Source organism: Opitutaceae bacterium TAV5 (assembly GCA_000242935.3).
In the GTDB taxonomy this organism is placed as follows: Bacteria; Verrucomicrobiota; Verrucomicrobiia; order Opitutales; family Opitutaceae; genus Geminisphaera.
In genome coordinates this window covers 1-15880 of the sequence record CP007053.1, presented here as the reverse complement: position 1 = coordinate 15880, position 15880 = coordinate 1, and the positions used below count along the sequence as shown (strand labels likewise).

Here is a 15880-nt window from a genome sequence, read left to right as displayed (position 1 = left end):
GCCGGTTATACCGGTGCTCCGGCTGTTTTTGACTTTAGGATGCCGTAAAACTGCGCGAGGGTGCGGATGCGGGCGGCGATTTGCGGAGAGCCGGGCGCACTGCAGGCCGAGGGCCGGTAGTCTGCCTGCTATGGTCCCGTGCCGGCGAACCGTGGACTGCTTATCCATGATTCGGCACAGAAACCTCTGATGAACATTTGTCCTGTGCCGTGTCGAACAACAGGCTTCGGATCAGGATGTCCGCATACAGGCGGTGGCCGTAGTCGTTGGGGTGGTTGACGCCGTTGCCGGTCACGCTGAGGAAACCCTTGCGGGCCACGAGGTGGTTCCACGGAGTGAATACGTCACAAAAGGCGATGCGTGCGTCGGCGAGTTTTTTCAGGTGTTCGTGGTAGGCTTGGTGAAACTCGGGATGGGCAAGATGCCAGTCAGGATTGGCGTTCATTCCGCTGACAACCGCACATTCGGCGTCGGGGGTGGCATCGGTCACCATGGTGACCATGCGCCGGACGTTGGCGGCGTAGTTTTCTGGAGGATATTTGCCGGAAGCGTCGTTCATGCCGAAGGCCACGATAAACAGGTCGGGACGGAGGGCGACGGCCCGCGCGGCTTGCTCCACTCCCCACGGGGTGCTCATGCCGCCTTTGGAGAGGTTGTGCAACGTGACTTCGCCTGTGGTCAGCGTGCGAAGGCGGTCGCAGACTTGCTCGATGTAACGGGGGCTCTCCACGGCATTGGCTCCGGCGGAAATGCTGTCGCCGAGGAGGACGACGGTAATGGGCCGGCCTTCCGCGATTCTGGTAGCGAGACGGGAAAGGCGGGGCAGGGAACGGGAGTGCGCGGAAGGACCGGGCAGCGTCCAGCGTTCGTCGGTTTCGTAGTCGAAACGTATCTGCTGGTCATAAAAATACCGGCCTTCGAAAAACAGCAGGTGGCGTTTACGGTCGGTGTGATGGCCGATGGAGCGGGCGGTCTTTTCGGCGGGGAACAGCTCTTTTTCACTAAACGAAGGTATTTTTTCCGTTCCGGTGTAAGTGATTTTTCGACCCTCGATCCGGAAATCGGATACGACAAGTTTCAGCGTTGCATCGGATGAATGCACCCGGAGGAGTTTTCTGGGAGGAAGCAGAAAAAACGCCTCGGCTGGAGCTCCGTATGCAGGACGTGTGAACAGGACTGGCTCATTGTGGTGAAGGGATGTGCTCTGGCTGCTCATGGAGCGCATGCTATATGGTTTGGCGGCGGGTTCCACCGGATGACCGTACTAATTATACAGGCGATAGGAGAACTGAATCGCCGGGGAGCCTTTGTGGCTCAGCGGGCTCCAGCCGACACGATCATGGCTGAACTGGGCGCTACTTTCGCTCACGGCAGTTTGTTTACGGTATCCCCACAAGACACGATCCGTTGTGCTGCTTGTCAGCACGACGATCCAATAGGTTTTTCCCGGCTCGATGGTCTCAATAACCCGATCAAGAACAAACATGTTCCAGTTCGAGCCGGTCAGAATCGATGTGGTCGCGTTTGCCAGGACTTTGCCGGTTGGCGATTCTTCGCGTATTTCCATATCAACAGGTAGCTGAGCGCCTCTCCAGTTGTTGATGATAAGCTCCACGGCCGAGAGGCTTCGTCCTTTAAGGACCACGGGTTGGGCCAGATAAAGATTTAGCGGATGGTCGCAACCGGCCTCCACGATGTCCTGTTTGGCATCAGGCAAGAGCGTGTCCTTGAATCGCAATGATGTCTGGATCGCATAGGAGATGCCGCTTGGATAACGAAGAACAAGAGTCACGCGGGCGCGTTCGGTCGTCGGTAGAGGCTTGGATGAGGAGCCTGGCCGGAAGTCGAAGTTTTTTGAATCAATTCGACGCATGGTCAGGGGCGCGGGAATCCCACCCACCCGGACGCTGGGCGTTATTTGCGAGGCCAGTTGTTTTTCGAAGCTCACCCGGATACAGGGATTTCCCTGCGCGTCGCGGAGCATGGAGATTTCCGCTTTGTTGTTGATTGCCGGATTGAGCACGGCGGGAAGTGTTGCCTTGAAATCCATCTCGGGCACTTCGATTTCAACGCTGAACCCATGGGATTCTTCGGGCATCGGGCCTCGATAACGAATCGGCGAGACGCGTGCGACGCGTTCACCGGGGGCGAGTTTCACCTCGAAGGCGGGCTCGACAAATTGAAAGCCTGCGCCGCTTTTTAGCGTTCCGCGGATCGTGACGGCTTTGTCGACAGGGTTCCACAGTTCATAGGTGACAAATGGGAGCGCCGTTCCCGAGACTTGTCTTGAGGTTTCGGGAGTAGGTTGTTCGGTGATCGCAAAAATCGCAGGAGACAGGGTCAGGTCCTCGATTCCATCCAGATAAATGAACTTGGAATCTCCGACATCGAGAGGCAGCACGCCTCCCAAGGTTGCGCGTTGGAGGGGGGGGCCGCCTTCCGCCAGGGTAATGTCCACATGGGACGCCTTGGTTTGCAAATAAACAGAGCGGCGTTCTCCGTCGGCGAAGGCGGTTGCAAACAGTTGCCCGTCGGAGTCGCGTATTAACTGGACGGATACCTTGTCTTCCTCGGTCACGGTGCGTTCGTGGGTGGCTCCGGCGAGTCGATGGGCGGCGAGGTTCATGGCGGCGAATTCCGGCTTGGGCGAGAAGTCACTGTTGGCAATGCCCATCTGGTAACTGCTTTGCGTGCCGACTCCGGCTCCCCAGTCACGAAGGTCGAATTGAAACAAGGCTCCTTCGCGCATCCGCGGATCCAGCGAAAACCATAGCACCAACATTTGGGCCAGGCTGTTTGGGCCGCGGACGGCTTTTGTGCCCGACCATTCACTGCCGAAGACGGTTCCCTTGAATCCGGCCTCGTCCAGCCAGCCCAATATTTTGCGCATGGCGGGTTCAAAGGTGAAGGGTTGGGTCGCATAGGGATGCACGTCAAAAATATCGACATGGCGGAGATGGCCGGAGCGAATCAGTTGTTCGTGCCAGGGCAAATCCATGCCGGCGGCGCCTCCCAGCACCAGCTTTACGCCCTCAACGTTAGCGGCATCCACTCCGGCGCGCGCGCCACGCAAAAAATGCTCCTCAAATTTATCCGGAGTAATGCCTCCCGGAAATTGCGAACCGGCAATGCCGATGGGGTTGGGTTCATTCCAAACCTGCAAGAGCGGCATTTTTTTCCCGTAACGGGCTGCCAGGGTTCGGAAGAGTTCAATCCAGGCTTCCTGTTTTGGGGGGCCCAAGGTTTTTCCGGGAATGGCGGCAGCCCACGATGGCAATCCTTCAATGGCGGGGAGAAAGGTGAATCCTGCCTCGATTTGAGGGAGGTAAAAGGTGGAGAAAACCGTGTCATTCCATGTTCCCTCTTTGGGTTGAAACTGTCCCCAGCGGAATCTGTCGCGCAAATACCAGGCTCCCGAATGGCGGGCCAGGATGAGATGCTTTTGGAACATCTCCAGACGTTGTTCGCGGGAGGCCGGTTTATACATGCTGTCGTCCGACAAATGAGCATCAATGCCAACCACGCTTGGGATGGGTTTGCGCGGATAAGAGACCAGAAAACTCCGTTTGGCGTCTCCGCTTGACGCTTCGTAGTAGCCGGCCTTTGGCAGGGAGAAGGACGCGGTTCCGTCCGCCTCAAACGTGCCATCGGCCACCGTGTTGCCGCGTCCATCCAGAATGGCAACCTTCGCACCGGCAGTTCCCTTGCTCAGGGTTATCTTGTTTCCTATAAAAAAATACGGCAGGCCGGAATCACCATTAATGGTGAAAGCCAAGGCCGAGGCCGTAAACAAAAGAGACAAAAGAGCTGTCTGAATAGTGAATCGAAACATAGGGGATGTTGTTGTTGATGAAAATTAGAGAGAGGTGCGGGGAACTGTTCCTGATTGCGAATGGGCACGTGCCCTCGCAAGCGAAACTCGCAAATTAAATCGCCATCCGCCTGATCGCAGATGGCGTTGCAATCAATGCTCGGAAATAATGCGGGTTAAGATTTGCGTTTGCGCAGCGTTGAGATGGATGCGAAGGCAAGCGCGCCAATCGCCAGAAGCGCAGTGATCGTTGAGGGTTCGGGAATGATGGTGGTGGTGACCACAAGATTATCTATCCTCGCTCCTGCTCCTCCGGCATCGTAAATGGCAAAATAGTCCGCGGCACCATCAGCATTTCTGAAAACGCTGGTCGCCACGGCCTCGCTGCCATTGTTCAGATACAGGCTGGCTGTGTTGCTTGGATTAGTTCCTTCACCCCCTTCAGTCTTTGTCACAACGATGCTGATGTTCACGACCTCATTCGTCGAAAAAATATTGGATGCAAGCAGGGTTGTCTGAGGTGACAGATTTGGATTGAAATAATATAAATCCACAGTGCCGTTTGCATTCTGGTATAAACGCCAGCCCAAGGTGGTATGAGTTCCGCTTCCATTCGGCTGAATCGTTGTGAAATTCGTTGAACCAATGAGTTCCAGGTCGAAAGAGACCGTGTAGTTCATGTAACTATCGAGGTTGAAATCAACTTTGGCATAACCTGGGTCGTTCGCGATGGAAGAGAAGACGAGCTTGCCGTCTTCGATGATGGAAGCGGTTGCGGAAGTGGAAAGACCACTGCTGGTAGAGTCTTCTATCCAGTTGAAACCTCCGACCGAAGTTGTGCCGAGGACATTGTTGTTGGCGCGATTAAAGTCATCCTCGAAAAGAACGACTGTTGTTTGTCCAAACACGGGAAGGGCGCCAAAGAAGATCGCTACAAGAAGTGCTGGCAATCCTGATATGCTGACTGTTTTTGCTGTTTTCATGATATGGAGTTCAGATGTGTTGGGAGTAGGAGATGTGGATGTCTTGTTTATGTTTTCTCCGAGTGGATAATCCCCTCGGTTTTACGATTCGGGTAGTGCGATTACCACGAGGTCATCAACGCTTGAGCGCGCGTAGTTCGAGTTGCTGAAACCGAAATAATCGGGCATGCCATCATTGGCTTTCGAGGATAGCGTGCGTGTGTCGCTGATGTCGGTTCCGCCCACCGTCAGCGTGGCGGTGTTGTTCACGACAGTGATGCTGATCTTTGTGCGGCTATTCGTGGCAAAGGCGTTGTTGCGAACCAGAGTTTCCTTCGAGCCATCGTAAAACAGTAGGGAAACTTGTTTTGTATCCGGGTTTGCCCTGAGGAGCCAGCTACTGGCATAGAACACGCCTGTGCCTCTGGGTTGAATGGCAGTATATCCGGAAGCGGAAAATTGGCCGACGCCACTGGTGATGACGAAATCGATTTTGTAGGATGAAATGGCATCAAGGTCATAATCGACATAGATGTTTCCACTTTTGGGGCCACTTCCCTCGCCGCCGCCACCGTTAAGAACGAGTTGATTGGCGCTTAACCACAAGGAAAAGGGATTTGTCTCAGTCTCAGCCCATTGGTAATCCCCTGTCGAGGTGGCGCCAACGGATACCTTGTCGGCACGGTTAAAATTGTCGGCGAAAAGAACTTCCTCCTCCGCGAGGAGGGGAACGACGCCGAGGGTGATCACCGAAAAAAAAGCGACCATGCCTGATAGAATGTTTTTCTTCATAATGGGAATGGGTGGTGGTTGGTATGCTGTGGAAGGCAAAGAGGATGAAAAAGGCGGACAGAGGGGGGCGGGATGGAGCGCTAAAGGCGGAATATCACCGACCAACGATCCTTGAGCTGCTGTTCGGTAGCCGTTTCGACGTGTCCATCAAGAAACAGCGCGTTAAGCGAATTCTTGTGAGGATAAACCAATCCCATGCCTATATTTGTGGAATCGTATGTGTTGAACTGGGGATAGCTGCGCCCATCCGCGACCAGAAGTAGCTTGGATGGATTGTTGAACATGCGGATGGGAGTGCCTTGCGTGGCTCCCGGACCACCGGCGGCCATGGCCAGATTTGTCATTTTATAGCTATAGAATGGATCAGTAGGATAATTTGCAGTATCCTTGGGATCGGTTAAGGGGCAATGAAGCGGACCATCCATGGAACAAACGCGCTTAAGGTCAGGCCAATCTGGAGACTCTCCCAGAGAAAGACCCGCGTAAGGGGCAATGTGATACCACCAAAGACCTTTCATGCCCATTGAGGAATTATGAGAGACAGGCAGGCGGTCCTTGTTGTCCGCCGCAAAAAGAAGGAAGGCGGCGCCAAGTTGGCGGAGATTACTTTTGCAAGTCGCGGATCGTGCGGTTTGTCTCACTTGCCCGACTGTCGGGATGATAATTGCAGCCAGAATGCCAATGATCGCGATGACGGTGAGGAGTTCGATCAAAGTGAAACCGGAGTGGGAGGGTGTGATTCTATATCGGGAATTGCTGTGACGCGGAAGGCATGTTTTGCCCGCGACACGAATTTCAGTAGCGAGCAGGGCGGGAGGTAGGTGGGGCGTGGTTTTCATGGATTTTAAGAAGCTCCGTTATGAACGGAAGGTGAGGTGCTGAACGTTGGAGTGGGTGATGAGAGTCAATGGCATGGGAGGCGTCGAGGCCTGGTCATTGATACGAATGTTTTCGAAATGGATGTTGTGTATTTGCAGGATGTCGTCACCGGAGCCGACGATTATCCGGGGGGAGGGCGTGTCGGGGCCGGTGTAGCGGATGTTTTTGAGGGTGATACAGCCGTAATAAACGCTGCGTTTGGCAGTCGTGCCGGGAGTGCTGGCAAAGTACTTCTGCCACTCCTCACCGGGATTGCAGAGGTTGGCGCAGAAGAGATCGGGGATGTGGCGGGCCGGGGATGTGTCGGACGGAAAGGGATAGGCATGGGTATCGTCTTCCTGGATATGCGGGGGGAGCGCGTCGGGATGGGCCTCGATGGAAATGTCCTCAAAACGGATGTTGACAGCGGTGGTGTCGGGAGAACCCCACCAGACCTGGAGGCCCAAGGCAATGTGAGTGGTGCGGATTATCTGAATGTTTTCGTAAACGACGCGGGAGATGCTGGCGGATTTGCTACCGGTCCAGACTTCGAGGGCGCGGCCCCAGTCGCACCAGATGACGCATCCGGTGACGTGCATGTCGTGCAGGGGCGTGTTCTCGCCAAGCATGTGCGTGCCGCGGGCGATGATGCCGTCATCAAATGAGCGTATAAAACATCCGGATACGCGGACGTGGCTGGAGGAGCAGATGTTGATGCCGTCGGCGTTGTAGCGCCACTGGCCGATAATTTTGACGTTGTTGATGGCGACGTGGCGGCAGCCGTTGCGGATGTTGGTGGACCAGAGGGGGGAGTCGCGGAGGATGATGCCGTCGATGGTGAGCCGGGCGCTGGCGATGGCGGTGATGTTGCCGGTGTAGTTGAGGTTTTCGCGCGGGATGTCGAGGGCGAGCCCGCGGGCGAAGAGTTCGCCGCCGGGTTTCGTCTCGTCGGCTTCCTGACCGCGGAGGAAGGGGCTGGTATCGAGAATCCCGCGACCGACGATGCGGACGTTGTCGGCATGACGAACGAGGATGGCTCCGTAAACGATGGCCCCTTCGGCGATGTGGATGGTCTGGCCGGAGCGGGGGAGGATGAGCCCGGCATGGTGGACGCCGGGGCCGAAGTGAATGAGGTCGGGAGAGCCGGGCGGGGGGAATTCGTAGTCGGCGGGCGGATTGGCGAAGAGGTGCAGGGCGTGGTGCTGTCCGCCGATCTCGACGGTGAAATGGCGCGGACGGTCGAGCCTGAGCGTGAGGGTGCGGCGGGTACGGTCAACGGCCGGGGAGAGGTTCCACGCGACGGGACGAAGGGCAATGTCGTCGGTGGCAAAGGTGGAGGCGCGGGGGTGGTCGTCGAGAAGGGTAATAATGAGGACGGCGGGAGTAAGGAAATCAGCGTCAAAGGTGGCGAACGAGGCGAGTTCCGTCTGGTCGAGCGGGCGTTGATGACCGGGCCAGACGCGGTTGAAAGGAACAGCGGATACGCGGGCCTGGTGGACGGCGATACGGCGGCCGTTGACCGTGAGAGAAAAGTGCGTGGAGAGGGCAAGGGGCGCGGCAACCGGTGCGCCGATGGGCTCGGCGAGAGCGGTCGAGGGGAGGGGGGCGGCAGGGACCGCGGTGGAGGTATCGAGGCAGGTCGTCACTGCAACGAGGCTCGTGAATGTGATGCGTGACGGGCAACGGGATTGAGTGTCTGTTTTCAGGCAAAACTTGTGTTTTAACAACATTCCGTTTTCTCACTTAAAGGATGAAAGGCGCGTTGTTACTTTCTCCTGAAGAATGGCAGGGATGCCACGTGCAGTTGCTGCGTTTGCGCCGGGGACCGCCGACGGATGAGGGGCGCAATATGGAGTGTGCGCCGACGGAATTGACGGCGTGGCGGCTGGAGGCGGGGTCGGTGCGGGTGCGGACTTCGCGGGTGGCGTTGACAGCGCGGGCGGGGGACTGGCTGTTTTTGCCCACGGGGTATCGCCGGCAGGATTTTTCGGAGGACGCGCGACTGGTGTCGTTTGCGTTTCTGGCGTATTGGCCGGACAGCCTGCGACCGGTGTTCGATCTGCGTCCGGGGTTGTTGTTGAAGAAATCAGCGGTGCTCGACGAGGCCGTGGAATCGGTGGCGGCGCGGGAGTGGCGGGCGGAGGGTGAGGCGGGGGCGGACGAGTACGAGTGGCATTTTCGCGGACGACGGCGCGATTTCGGGAACGTACTGGCGATGGACGGCTGGTTTCGCGGATGGCTGGCGGCGGCGGCCGGAGAGTGGCGCGGGCACTTGCCGGACCTGGAAACCCCGCGCGATGTGGACCCGCGCGTAGAGGAGGCGAGGCGGTGGCTGGGCGAGTTGCCGGTAGGCTCCGCACTGGTCGATGTGGAGGAGGCGGCACGGGTGGCGGGGTTGAGCGCGGGGCACCTGAACCGGTTGTTCCTGCACCACTATCACCAGACGTTGCACGGATTTCACGAGCAACGGCGGTTGCAGTTTGCGCGACGGGAATTGCTGGCTCCGGGAGCGCGGATCAAGCGTGTGGCGCACGAACTGGGATTTCGTGACCTGTCGAAATTCTCCTCGTGGTTCCGGCGTCTGGAGCAGATGTCGCCGAGGAAATACCGAAACAGGCTGGAGCATTTTTTTTAAAATTGCAGCAGTACAGGATCCTGAAAACAGAACCACGGATATCGTGGAGCGGCTGCGCCGCAACCGGGAGGTAGCCCACGAAACACACGAAAGGACACGAAAAGAAAGACAGAAAACCGATGGTTCGTTTTTCGTGTCCTTTCGTGTGTTTCGTGGGCCGGATTCATGGAGGCTCCGGGGGGGGCTGCGAACTTACGTTCGCAGCTACGAAACATCGGGGACGCTGGCTTGCCCTCTGCGCCCACTCCCAATCTCTGTGGTGCAGATTTTTACACCGCAGAGATTGGGAGTGGGCGCAGAGAAAAAGACAGAGAGAAAGACAGAGAGAGCAACTGCGAAACATCGTGGGCTATCCTTTGGTTTGGGCGCAGCCAACCGATGAAATCCGTGGTTAAAAAACGGATACAGTTTTATTTGAACCGCTCTGGGACCGGGCGAGGCGAACGGCGAATCCAGCGGCGGCTGATCGCGGGTGCAGGCGGGTTCAGGTTGTCGCCAGATCGAAACCGAGGTGGCGGGCGAGGCGCTGCTCGCGGATGCCGTAAAACTGCGCGAGGGCGCGGATGCGGGCGGCGATCTGCGGAGAGCCGGGCGCGCGGGTCCTGACGGCGGCGATCATCAGGTTTTTCGCCGTGTGTTCGGGCGAGATAAACTCGAAGACTTTTGTCCGGTAACCGGCCCATTCGAGAAGCTCGGCGCGGAGGGCGTCGGTGACGATTTCGGATTCGCGTTCGTGGAGGATGCCGTGGGCGAGCGCGCCAGCGAGCACGGGCGGAGGGGTTAGTTGCGGGCGCAGTTCCTTGTGGCAGCAGGGCGAGACGACGAGCAGGCGCGCGCCGGCCGCGATGCCGGCGGCGAGGGCGTCGTCGGTCGCGGTGTTGCAGGCGTGGAGCGCGATGAGCACGTCGAGCGCAGGCGCGGCGGCGGGCGCGGTGGCGCTGATCTCGCCTTCGTGGAAAACGAGACCGGCGGCGGGGACGGTGGCCGGCAGGGAAGAGGCGGAGAGGGAAGGAGGGGGCGAGGGGGCGAAACCGTGTTGCGCGGCGATCTGGTTGGCGAGGACGACGAGGTCGGCGCGGCGTTCGATGCCGGCGATGGCCGCGCAGGGACCGAGCAGGGCGGCGAGGGCGAAGGTGAGGTAACCTTTGCCGCAACCCATGTCGGCGATGCGCACCGGCGTGCGGCCGGGAGCAGCGAAAGAAGCGGAGGCGGAAAGGGAGGGGAGGGGGGCGAGGGGTTCGGGTTGTCCGTCGTCGGCCGGTGCGGCGGCGGTGCCGTGCGGCCCGGTGAGACCGGCGTCGGCGAGCAGGTGGGTGAGCAGTTCGCTGAATTTCTGGATTTGCCGGAATTTGCCCGCCATGCCTTCGCGGGGCTGGCCGCGATCGTTGGTGACGCCGAGCGCGCGGAGCCAGGGGGCGTCGGCCGGGATGGCGTGGGCCTTGTGGCGATCGTGGGAGTCGCGGGGCGGGGGCGGGGCTTCGGCCGCGGTTTTGAGGGTGAGTTTGCGGCGCCCGTTGGGGAGCGTCTGGAACTGGATGCTCTGGACGGGCGTGAAGAGATGCGCATCGCCAAAGGTGGCGCCGAGGAGCGCGTCGAGTTCGGCGAGGGCTTCGGCGGGCGGATGGTTTTTGGTGATGTCGCGCGTGGCGTGGCGCCAGACGAAGCTCAGGTGCGGGCCGGTCTTGAGGTTCACCGGCCGCACGAAGAGATTTTTCAGCGTGGGATCGGCGACGGTGTCGGTGAGCGGTTTGCCGTAGGTGAGTTTCACGAGCGTACCTTGCGTCACGGCAGCGTGAAGCAGGGCGCGGAAACGGGAGAGCGGGTCGTTGGCAGCGTTGGACATGCGGTGAATGTTTTGACCACGGATGACACGGATGCAGGCAATGAAGGGACCGCTGATTAGCGGTTTTTTCGTGGTTTGGTCGTGGTATCCGTTAGTGGTTGAAAAAGTCGGCGAGGGCGGCGGTGACGGGTGCGGCGGACGGGAAATCGCGGTTGTCGATACGGGAGACGGGCATGACGCCGATGAGGGCATTGATAACAAAAACCTCGTCGGCGGCAAACAGAGCCTCGCGTGAAAGGGTTTCCTCGCGGGCGCGCTCCGGGCCGAGGTGCGCGAGCACGCGGGCGCGGGCGATGCCGGGCAGGATGCCGAGCGCGAGCGGCGGCGTGAGGACGACACCACCTTTCACGATGAAGAGCGTGGTGGCGGAGCCTTCGAGGACGAGGTCGTCCGGCGCGTGGGTGATGAAGAGGGCTTCGTCGCCGCCGGCTTCGCGGGCGGCGCGGCGGGCCAGCAGGTTTTCGAGGTAGTTGAGCGTCTTGTGCGCGGCGAGCGGCCGGCCGGCCCGTGGCGGGCAGGCGAAGGTCTTGAGGCGATAACCGCGCAGGTAATCGGTGGCGGTGACGGGCAACGGGCGCGTGGTGATGAGTTCGCCGGTGCCGGAGAGTTCGCGGTAGCGGACGATCTTGACGGCGGCGGCGGGCTGGCCTTGTGCGGCAAGGAGGCGGGTGATGCGGAGATCGAGTTCGGCGACGGGCGGCGGCGGGGCAAGATCGAGCGCGGAGCAGGTGGCGGCAAGCCGGGCGTGGTGAGCGTCGAGGTGAAGCGCGCGGCCGGCGCGGGCGCGGAGGGTTTCGAACGCGCCGTGGCCGAACATGAAACCGTCGCCGAGCGGCGAGACGCGCGCGGCGGCGGCGGGAAGGAGTTCGCCGTTGAGAATGACGTGCGGTGCGGCGGGCGTTTGGGCTGGCATGTTTTCTAAACGACTCATGGACGCGGATGGATACTGATGAAAGGCAGATGACGGGACCGCTAAAATACGCTGAAGAACGCTAAAATTATCGAACCTTGTTGCGAAACAGGAATATGGCCGGGCCTGTTTTCAGCGTTTTTCAGCGTATTTTAGCGGTTTCTCCATGGCTTGGAAGCGTGTGCATCGGGCGGTCAAAACCCGGTGAGGGCGGCGTGCATGGCGCGGCCCTTGTCGAGGGTTTCCTGGTATTCGCTGGCGGAGGACGAGTCCTGGACGATGCCGCCGCCGACGTGGTAGTACGCACGGCCGCGGGCGCAGGTGATCGTGCGGATGGCGATGTTGAGATCGGCGTCGCCGTTGAAACCGATCCAGCCGATCGCGCCGGTGTAAACGTGGCGGCGGACGGGTTCGAGTGCGTTGATGATCTGCATGGCGCGGATCTTCGGCGCGCCGGTGATCGAGCCGCCGGGGAGCGTGGCGCGGAGGGCGTCGAAGAGATCGCGGCCGGGCGCGAGTTCGCCGCGCACGGTGGCGACGAGGTGGTGGACGGTGGGGTGCGGTTCGAGGCGATAAAGGTCTTCGACGTGGACGGTGCCGGGGCGGCAGACGCGGCCGAGGTCGTTGCGCTCGAGGTCGACAATCATGAGGAGCTCGGCGCGGTCTTTTTCGCTGGCGGCGAGGTCGGCGCGCAGGCGGGCGTCGTCGGCCGGCGTGGCGCCGCGCGGACGGGTGCCCTTGATCGGGCGGGTTTCGAGGTGCGGACCGCGCTTTTGCAAAAAACGTTCGGGCGAACTGGAGACGATCCGGTGGTCACCGAAATCCAGATACGCGGCAAAGGGGGCGGGGCTGCGTTGGCGGAGACGCAGGTGGAGGTCGATGGCGGCGGCGGTTTCGGCGGAGGGGGACGCGTGCATGTGGCACGGCCATCCTGGCCGTGGACGGTGCGCAGCGCCGCCGGTGTCCGGTGCGAAACACGGGCTGGAAGCCCGTGCCTCCCCGGAATCATGGGCAGGATGCCCATGCCTCTTCCACGCCGCCCCCGATCCCGCTTTCAGTTGCACCGGGGGAGGGAAGGGCGTGGTGAAGCGCTGGGTAAAGTTGACCTGGTAAACATCTCCGCTGGCGATCAGGGCGCGGATGCGGGCGATGGCGGCATCGTAGGCCGCGCGGGAGAGGTCGGGGACGGGCGCGGGGGCGGGAATTGCGGATGGCGGATTGCCGGTTGCGGAATGGCTGGCCGCGGCCCCGGCGAGGGCGGCGCGGAGGCGGGCGAGGATGGCCGGGGCGCCGGCACGGTGGACGGGGTTGGCGACGAGGGTGGTTTCGCCGGTGGCGTGATCGTGCGCGATCAGGCCGTCGTAAAAATGGAAGGCGAGGTCGGGCAGGCCGAGTTCGTCGGGCGCGGCCGGGGCGATGCGTTCGAGGCGGGCGCCGGTTTCGTAGCTGATGTAGCCGATGGCGCCGCCGGCAAAGGGAAACAGCGGATGCGGCGGAGAGGCGTGCGCGGCGGCAGGCGAATGACGGGCGAGTTCGCCCCGGAGGGCGGCGAGCGGATCACCCGGGTCGCGGCCGTTATCGTCGGCCCGGGCGGTGAACGTGTGGAAGGGGTCGAAGGCGAGAAACGAGAACCGGCCGAGTCCGTCGAGAGGAAGTCCGCTGTCGAGCCAGGCGACGCCGCGATGACGGCGGGCGATGGCGGCGGCGAGGTCGGCAAAGGTGGCGAAGGGCCGGAGGCTGGCAGACTCGGTGCGGATGCTCATGGCGACGTGTGTGTGCACGAGCCGGATTCAGACGGATCGTTTGCCGTCCCGGAGAATGTCCGCGGCACGGAAAGGAGCGGCGGTCTCCGGACCGCTGCGACGACGCGAAGCGTCGCCCGGTTCGGGAAATTCGCGGCGTACACCGGAAAAGGGCGAGGCGCACGGCGCCTCGTCGCAGCGGCAGGAATGCCGCCGCTCCGGGTGTGCCGCCGCCGCAGCGTCTCAGCGGCTGAGCTGGGTTTTGAGGAATTCGATCTGGCCACGCATTTGCGGGTCCTGCTCGATCATGTTTTCCACGGCCTTGCCGGCGTGGATCACCGTGCCGTGGTCGCGTCCGCCGAAAGCGTCGCCGATGTCTTGCAGGGAATGGCGGGTGAGCTGGCGGCAGAGCCACATCGCGATCTGGCGGGGGATGGCGATGTTGTTGGGACGGCGTTTGCTGGTCATGTCGCCGGGGCGAAGCTGGAAGTGCTCCATCACTTTTTTCTGGATGACCTCGATGGTGAGCGCGTTCTGCGCCTGCTCCATGAGCGCGTCCTTGAGGAGGTTTTCGACCGTGGGGATGTCCACGGCGCGGCCGGTGAGCGAACCGTAGCTGGCGACCTTGAGCAGCGCGCCTTCGAGGCGGCGGATGTTTTTCGCGATGTTTTGCGCGATGAACACGGCGACATCGTGCGGGATGTCGAACTTCAGCGCGGCGGCCTTGGTGCGGAGGATGGCGAGGCGGGTTTCGAAATCGGGCGCCTGGATGTCGGCGGGGAGCCCCCACTCGAAACGGGAAACGAGGCGGGCCTCGAGTTTCTGGATTTCGCTGGCGCGGCGGTCGCTGGAGATGACGATCTGTTTCTGCGACTCGAAGAGCTCGTTGAAGGTGTGGAAAAACTCTTCCTGGATGCGCTCCTTGCCGGTGAGGAACTGCACGTCGTCGAGGAGGAACACGTCCACGGAGCGGTAGCGCTGGCGGAACTTGACGAGGTTGTTTTCCTGGAGGGCCTGGATGAACTCGTTGGTGAATTTTTCGGTGGAGAGGTAGGCGACGCGCGCGTCGGGGCGGCTGCGGAGGATGGCGTGGCCGATGGCGTGCATCAGGTGCGTCTTGCCGAGGCCGGTCTCGCCGTAGAGGAAGAGGGGATTGTAGGCCTGCGCGGGGGCCTGGGCGACCGCCATGGAGGCGGCGTGGGCCATCTGGTTGTTGGAGCCGACGACGTAGGTGTCGAAGGTGTTGCGCGGGTTGAGCGAACCGGCGGCGGCGGCGCGGTCTTCGTGGCTGCGGCCTCCGGAGGCGGAGCGTCCGCGCCCGGTGGCGGGCTGGCGGGAGGCCGGGAAGCCGCCGTGGCGGGACGACCGGGCGCCGGAAAGATCGGCATCGTCGGCCGGAGAGGCGGGAGCGCTGCCGCCGGGACGGGCGTCCTGGCCGGGGGCCTTGCGGAAAGTCACGCTGACATCGTGGCCGGCGGCGAGAAGCAGGCGCTGCGAGATGAGGTCGAGGTAGTTGTCCTGAATCCAGATCGCGGCAAAGTCGTTGGGCACGCCGAGAACGAGCGAGGTTTCGGTCGCCTCGAGGCAGGAGACGGGCTCAAACCAGAGCTGGTAGACGTCTTCGGGGAAGAGCGTCCGGAAGTCACTTTTGACGGTTTCCCAGAGGCTGGGCGTGGCGGCAACGGATGGCATGAATCAGTGCTGGATATTCGGGTTTATTCACAAGATATGTCCACACGAAGTTTCGGGCACGTTTCCGGCAGGGCTGATTCACGGCGAGACGGTCTGAGAGAAAGTGGCTTTTTTCCCGGGGTAAGTCGCGTGGGGAGTTGGAATGCTCAAGCTCTTGTAAGAGAGTAGCTTGTGAGCGGTTCTCAGGTTGCTGCCGTGATGGCGGCTGGAGGGACGTGGGAAAGAACGGCGTGGACGGCCGGATTGGCAGGATCAAAGGCCGGAGTAACGGTCATGCCGGAAGACCTTTCAAGAGCAACTTTCCGACAAGTTATTCACAATGGTTTTGGGGATAAATTACCCGGTTTTTTTGTTTGCCAGAGCCGCCGTTTGGGACGTCCCGGGTTTTTACGAGGGATGTAACAAACAGGTCACTACAAAGTGACGATCCGGTGACGACGGATCAGGCGGCAGGGGGGCGGTTTTTGGACAGAAACGGGATAGTGCCATGAAAAAAAAGCCGGCCCCGGGGCGCAATCGGAAGAGGTGGGGGCATGGTCATGCGTAGCCGATTGGCGGAAAAAGTGGCACGGGCTTCCGGCCCGTGTCGGGACGCCGGCGGGGTGAGGGAGCGGCGCTTCGCGCCGTCCACGGGC

At 60.9% G+C, this 15880-nt stretch carries 11 protein-coding genes; 2 read left to right on the top strand and 9 right to left on the bottom strand.

From position 1 onward, the window contains the following. Positions 1–160: 160 nt before the first annotated feature. The 4 genes from OPIT5_00520 to OPIT5_00505 form a co-directional block, all read right to left on the bottom strand. Positions 161–1216, bottom strand: a complete 1056-nt coding sequence (locus OPIT5_00520; protein AHF88980.1) for a lipolytic protein G-D-S-L family — start codon at positions 1214–1216, stop codon at positions 161–163. A gap of 48 nt (positions 1217–1264) precedes the next feature. Beyond that, entirely contained in the window at positions 1265–3832 is a 2568-nt protein-coding gene (locus OPIT5_00515; protein AHF88979.1) for a hypothetical protein, read from the bottom strand. A gap of 155 nt (positions 3833–3987) precedes the next feature. Beyond that, complete coding sequence (locus OPIT5_00510) at positions 3988–4794, bottom strand: hypothetical protein (protein AHF88978.1); 807 nt, start codon at positions 4792–4794, stop codon at positions 3988–3990. 81 nt (positions 4795–4875) lie between these two features. Further along, entirely contained in the window at positions 4876–5565 is a 690-nt protein-coding gene (locus tag OPIT5_00505; GenBank protein AHF88977.1) for a hypothetical protein, read from the bottom strand. Positions 5566–5588: 23 nt separating this feature from the next. Between OPIT5_00505 and OPIT5_00500 the strand changes: the two genes are divergently transcribed. Further along, positions 5589–5828 carry a hypothetical protein gene (locus OPIT5_00500; GenBank protein AHF93923.1) on the top strand — a complete coding sequence of 80 codons (240 nt, stop codon included), beginning with the start codon at positions 5589–5591 and terminating at the stop codon, positions 5826–5828. 594 nt (positions 5829–6422) lie between these two features. Here the strand turns inward: OPIT5_00500 and OPIT5_00490 are convergent. Further along, complete coding sequence (locus tag OPIT5_00490; GenBank protein AHF88976.1) at positions 6423–8153, bottom strand: endopolygalacturonase; 1731 nt, start codon at positions 8151–8153, stop codon at positions 6423–6425. A 20-nt stretch (positions 8154–8173) separates the two neighbouring features. Here OPIT5_00490 and OPIT5_00485 point away from each other — a divergent pair, with 20 nt between their 5' ends. Continuing rightward, positions 8174–9058, top strand: coding sequence for an AraC family transcriptional regulator (locus tag OPIT5_00485; GenBank protein ID AHF88975.1), 885 nt, complete (start codon positions 8174–8176; stop codon positions 9056–9058). A gap of 484 nt (positions 9059–9542) precedes the next feature. On the opposite strand, the gene OPIT5_00480 is transcribed toward OPIT5_00485, so the two are convergent. The 4 genes from OPIT5_00480 to OPIT5_00465 form a co-directional block, all read right to left on the bottom strand. Beyond that, positions 9543–10901, bottom strand: a complete 1359-nt coding sequence (locus OPIT5_00480; GenBank protein AHF88974.1) for a hypothetical protein — start codon at positions 10899–10901, stop codon at positions 9543–9545. 91 nt (positions 10902–10992) lie between these two features. After that, positions 10993–11832, bottom strand: a complete 840-nt coding sequence (locus OPIT5_00475; GenBank protein ID AHF88973.1) for an aminotransferase class IV — start codon at positions 11830–11832, stop codon at positions 10993–10995. A 173-nt stretch (positions 11833–12005) separates the two neighbouring features. Continuing rightward, positions 12006–13574 (bottom strand): para-aminobenzoate synthase, encoded by a 1569-nt coding sequence (locus tag OPIT5_00470; GenBank protein ID AHF88972.1) that lies wholly within the window; start codon positions 13572–13574, stop codon positions 12006–12008. Between the two features lie 222 nt (positions 13575–13796). Further along, a complete protein-coding gene (locus OPIT5_00465) occupies positions 13797–15245 on the bottom strand; it encodes a chromosomal replication initiator protein DnaA (protein AHF88971.1) in 1449 nt (482 codons plus the stop codon). Positions 15246–15880: the final 635 nt, after the last annotated feature.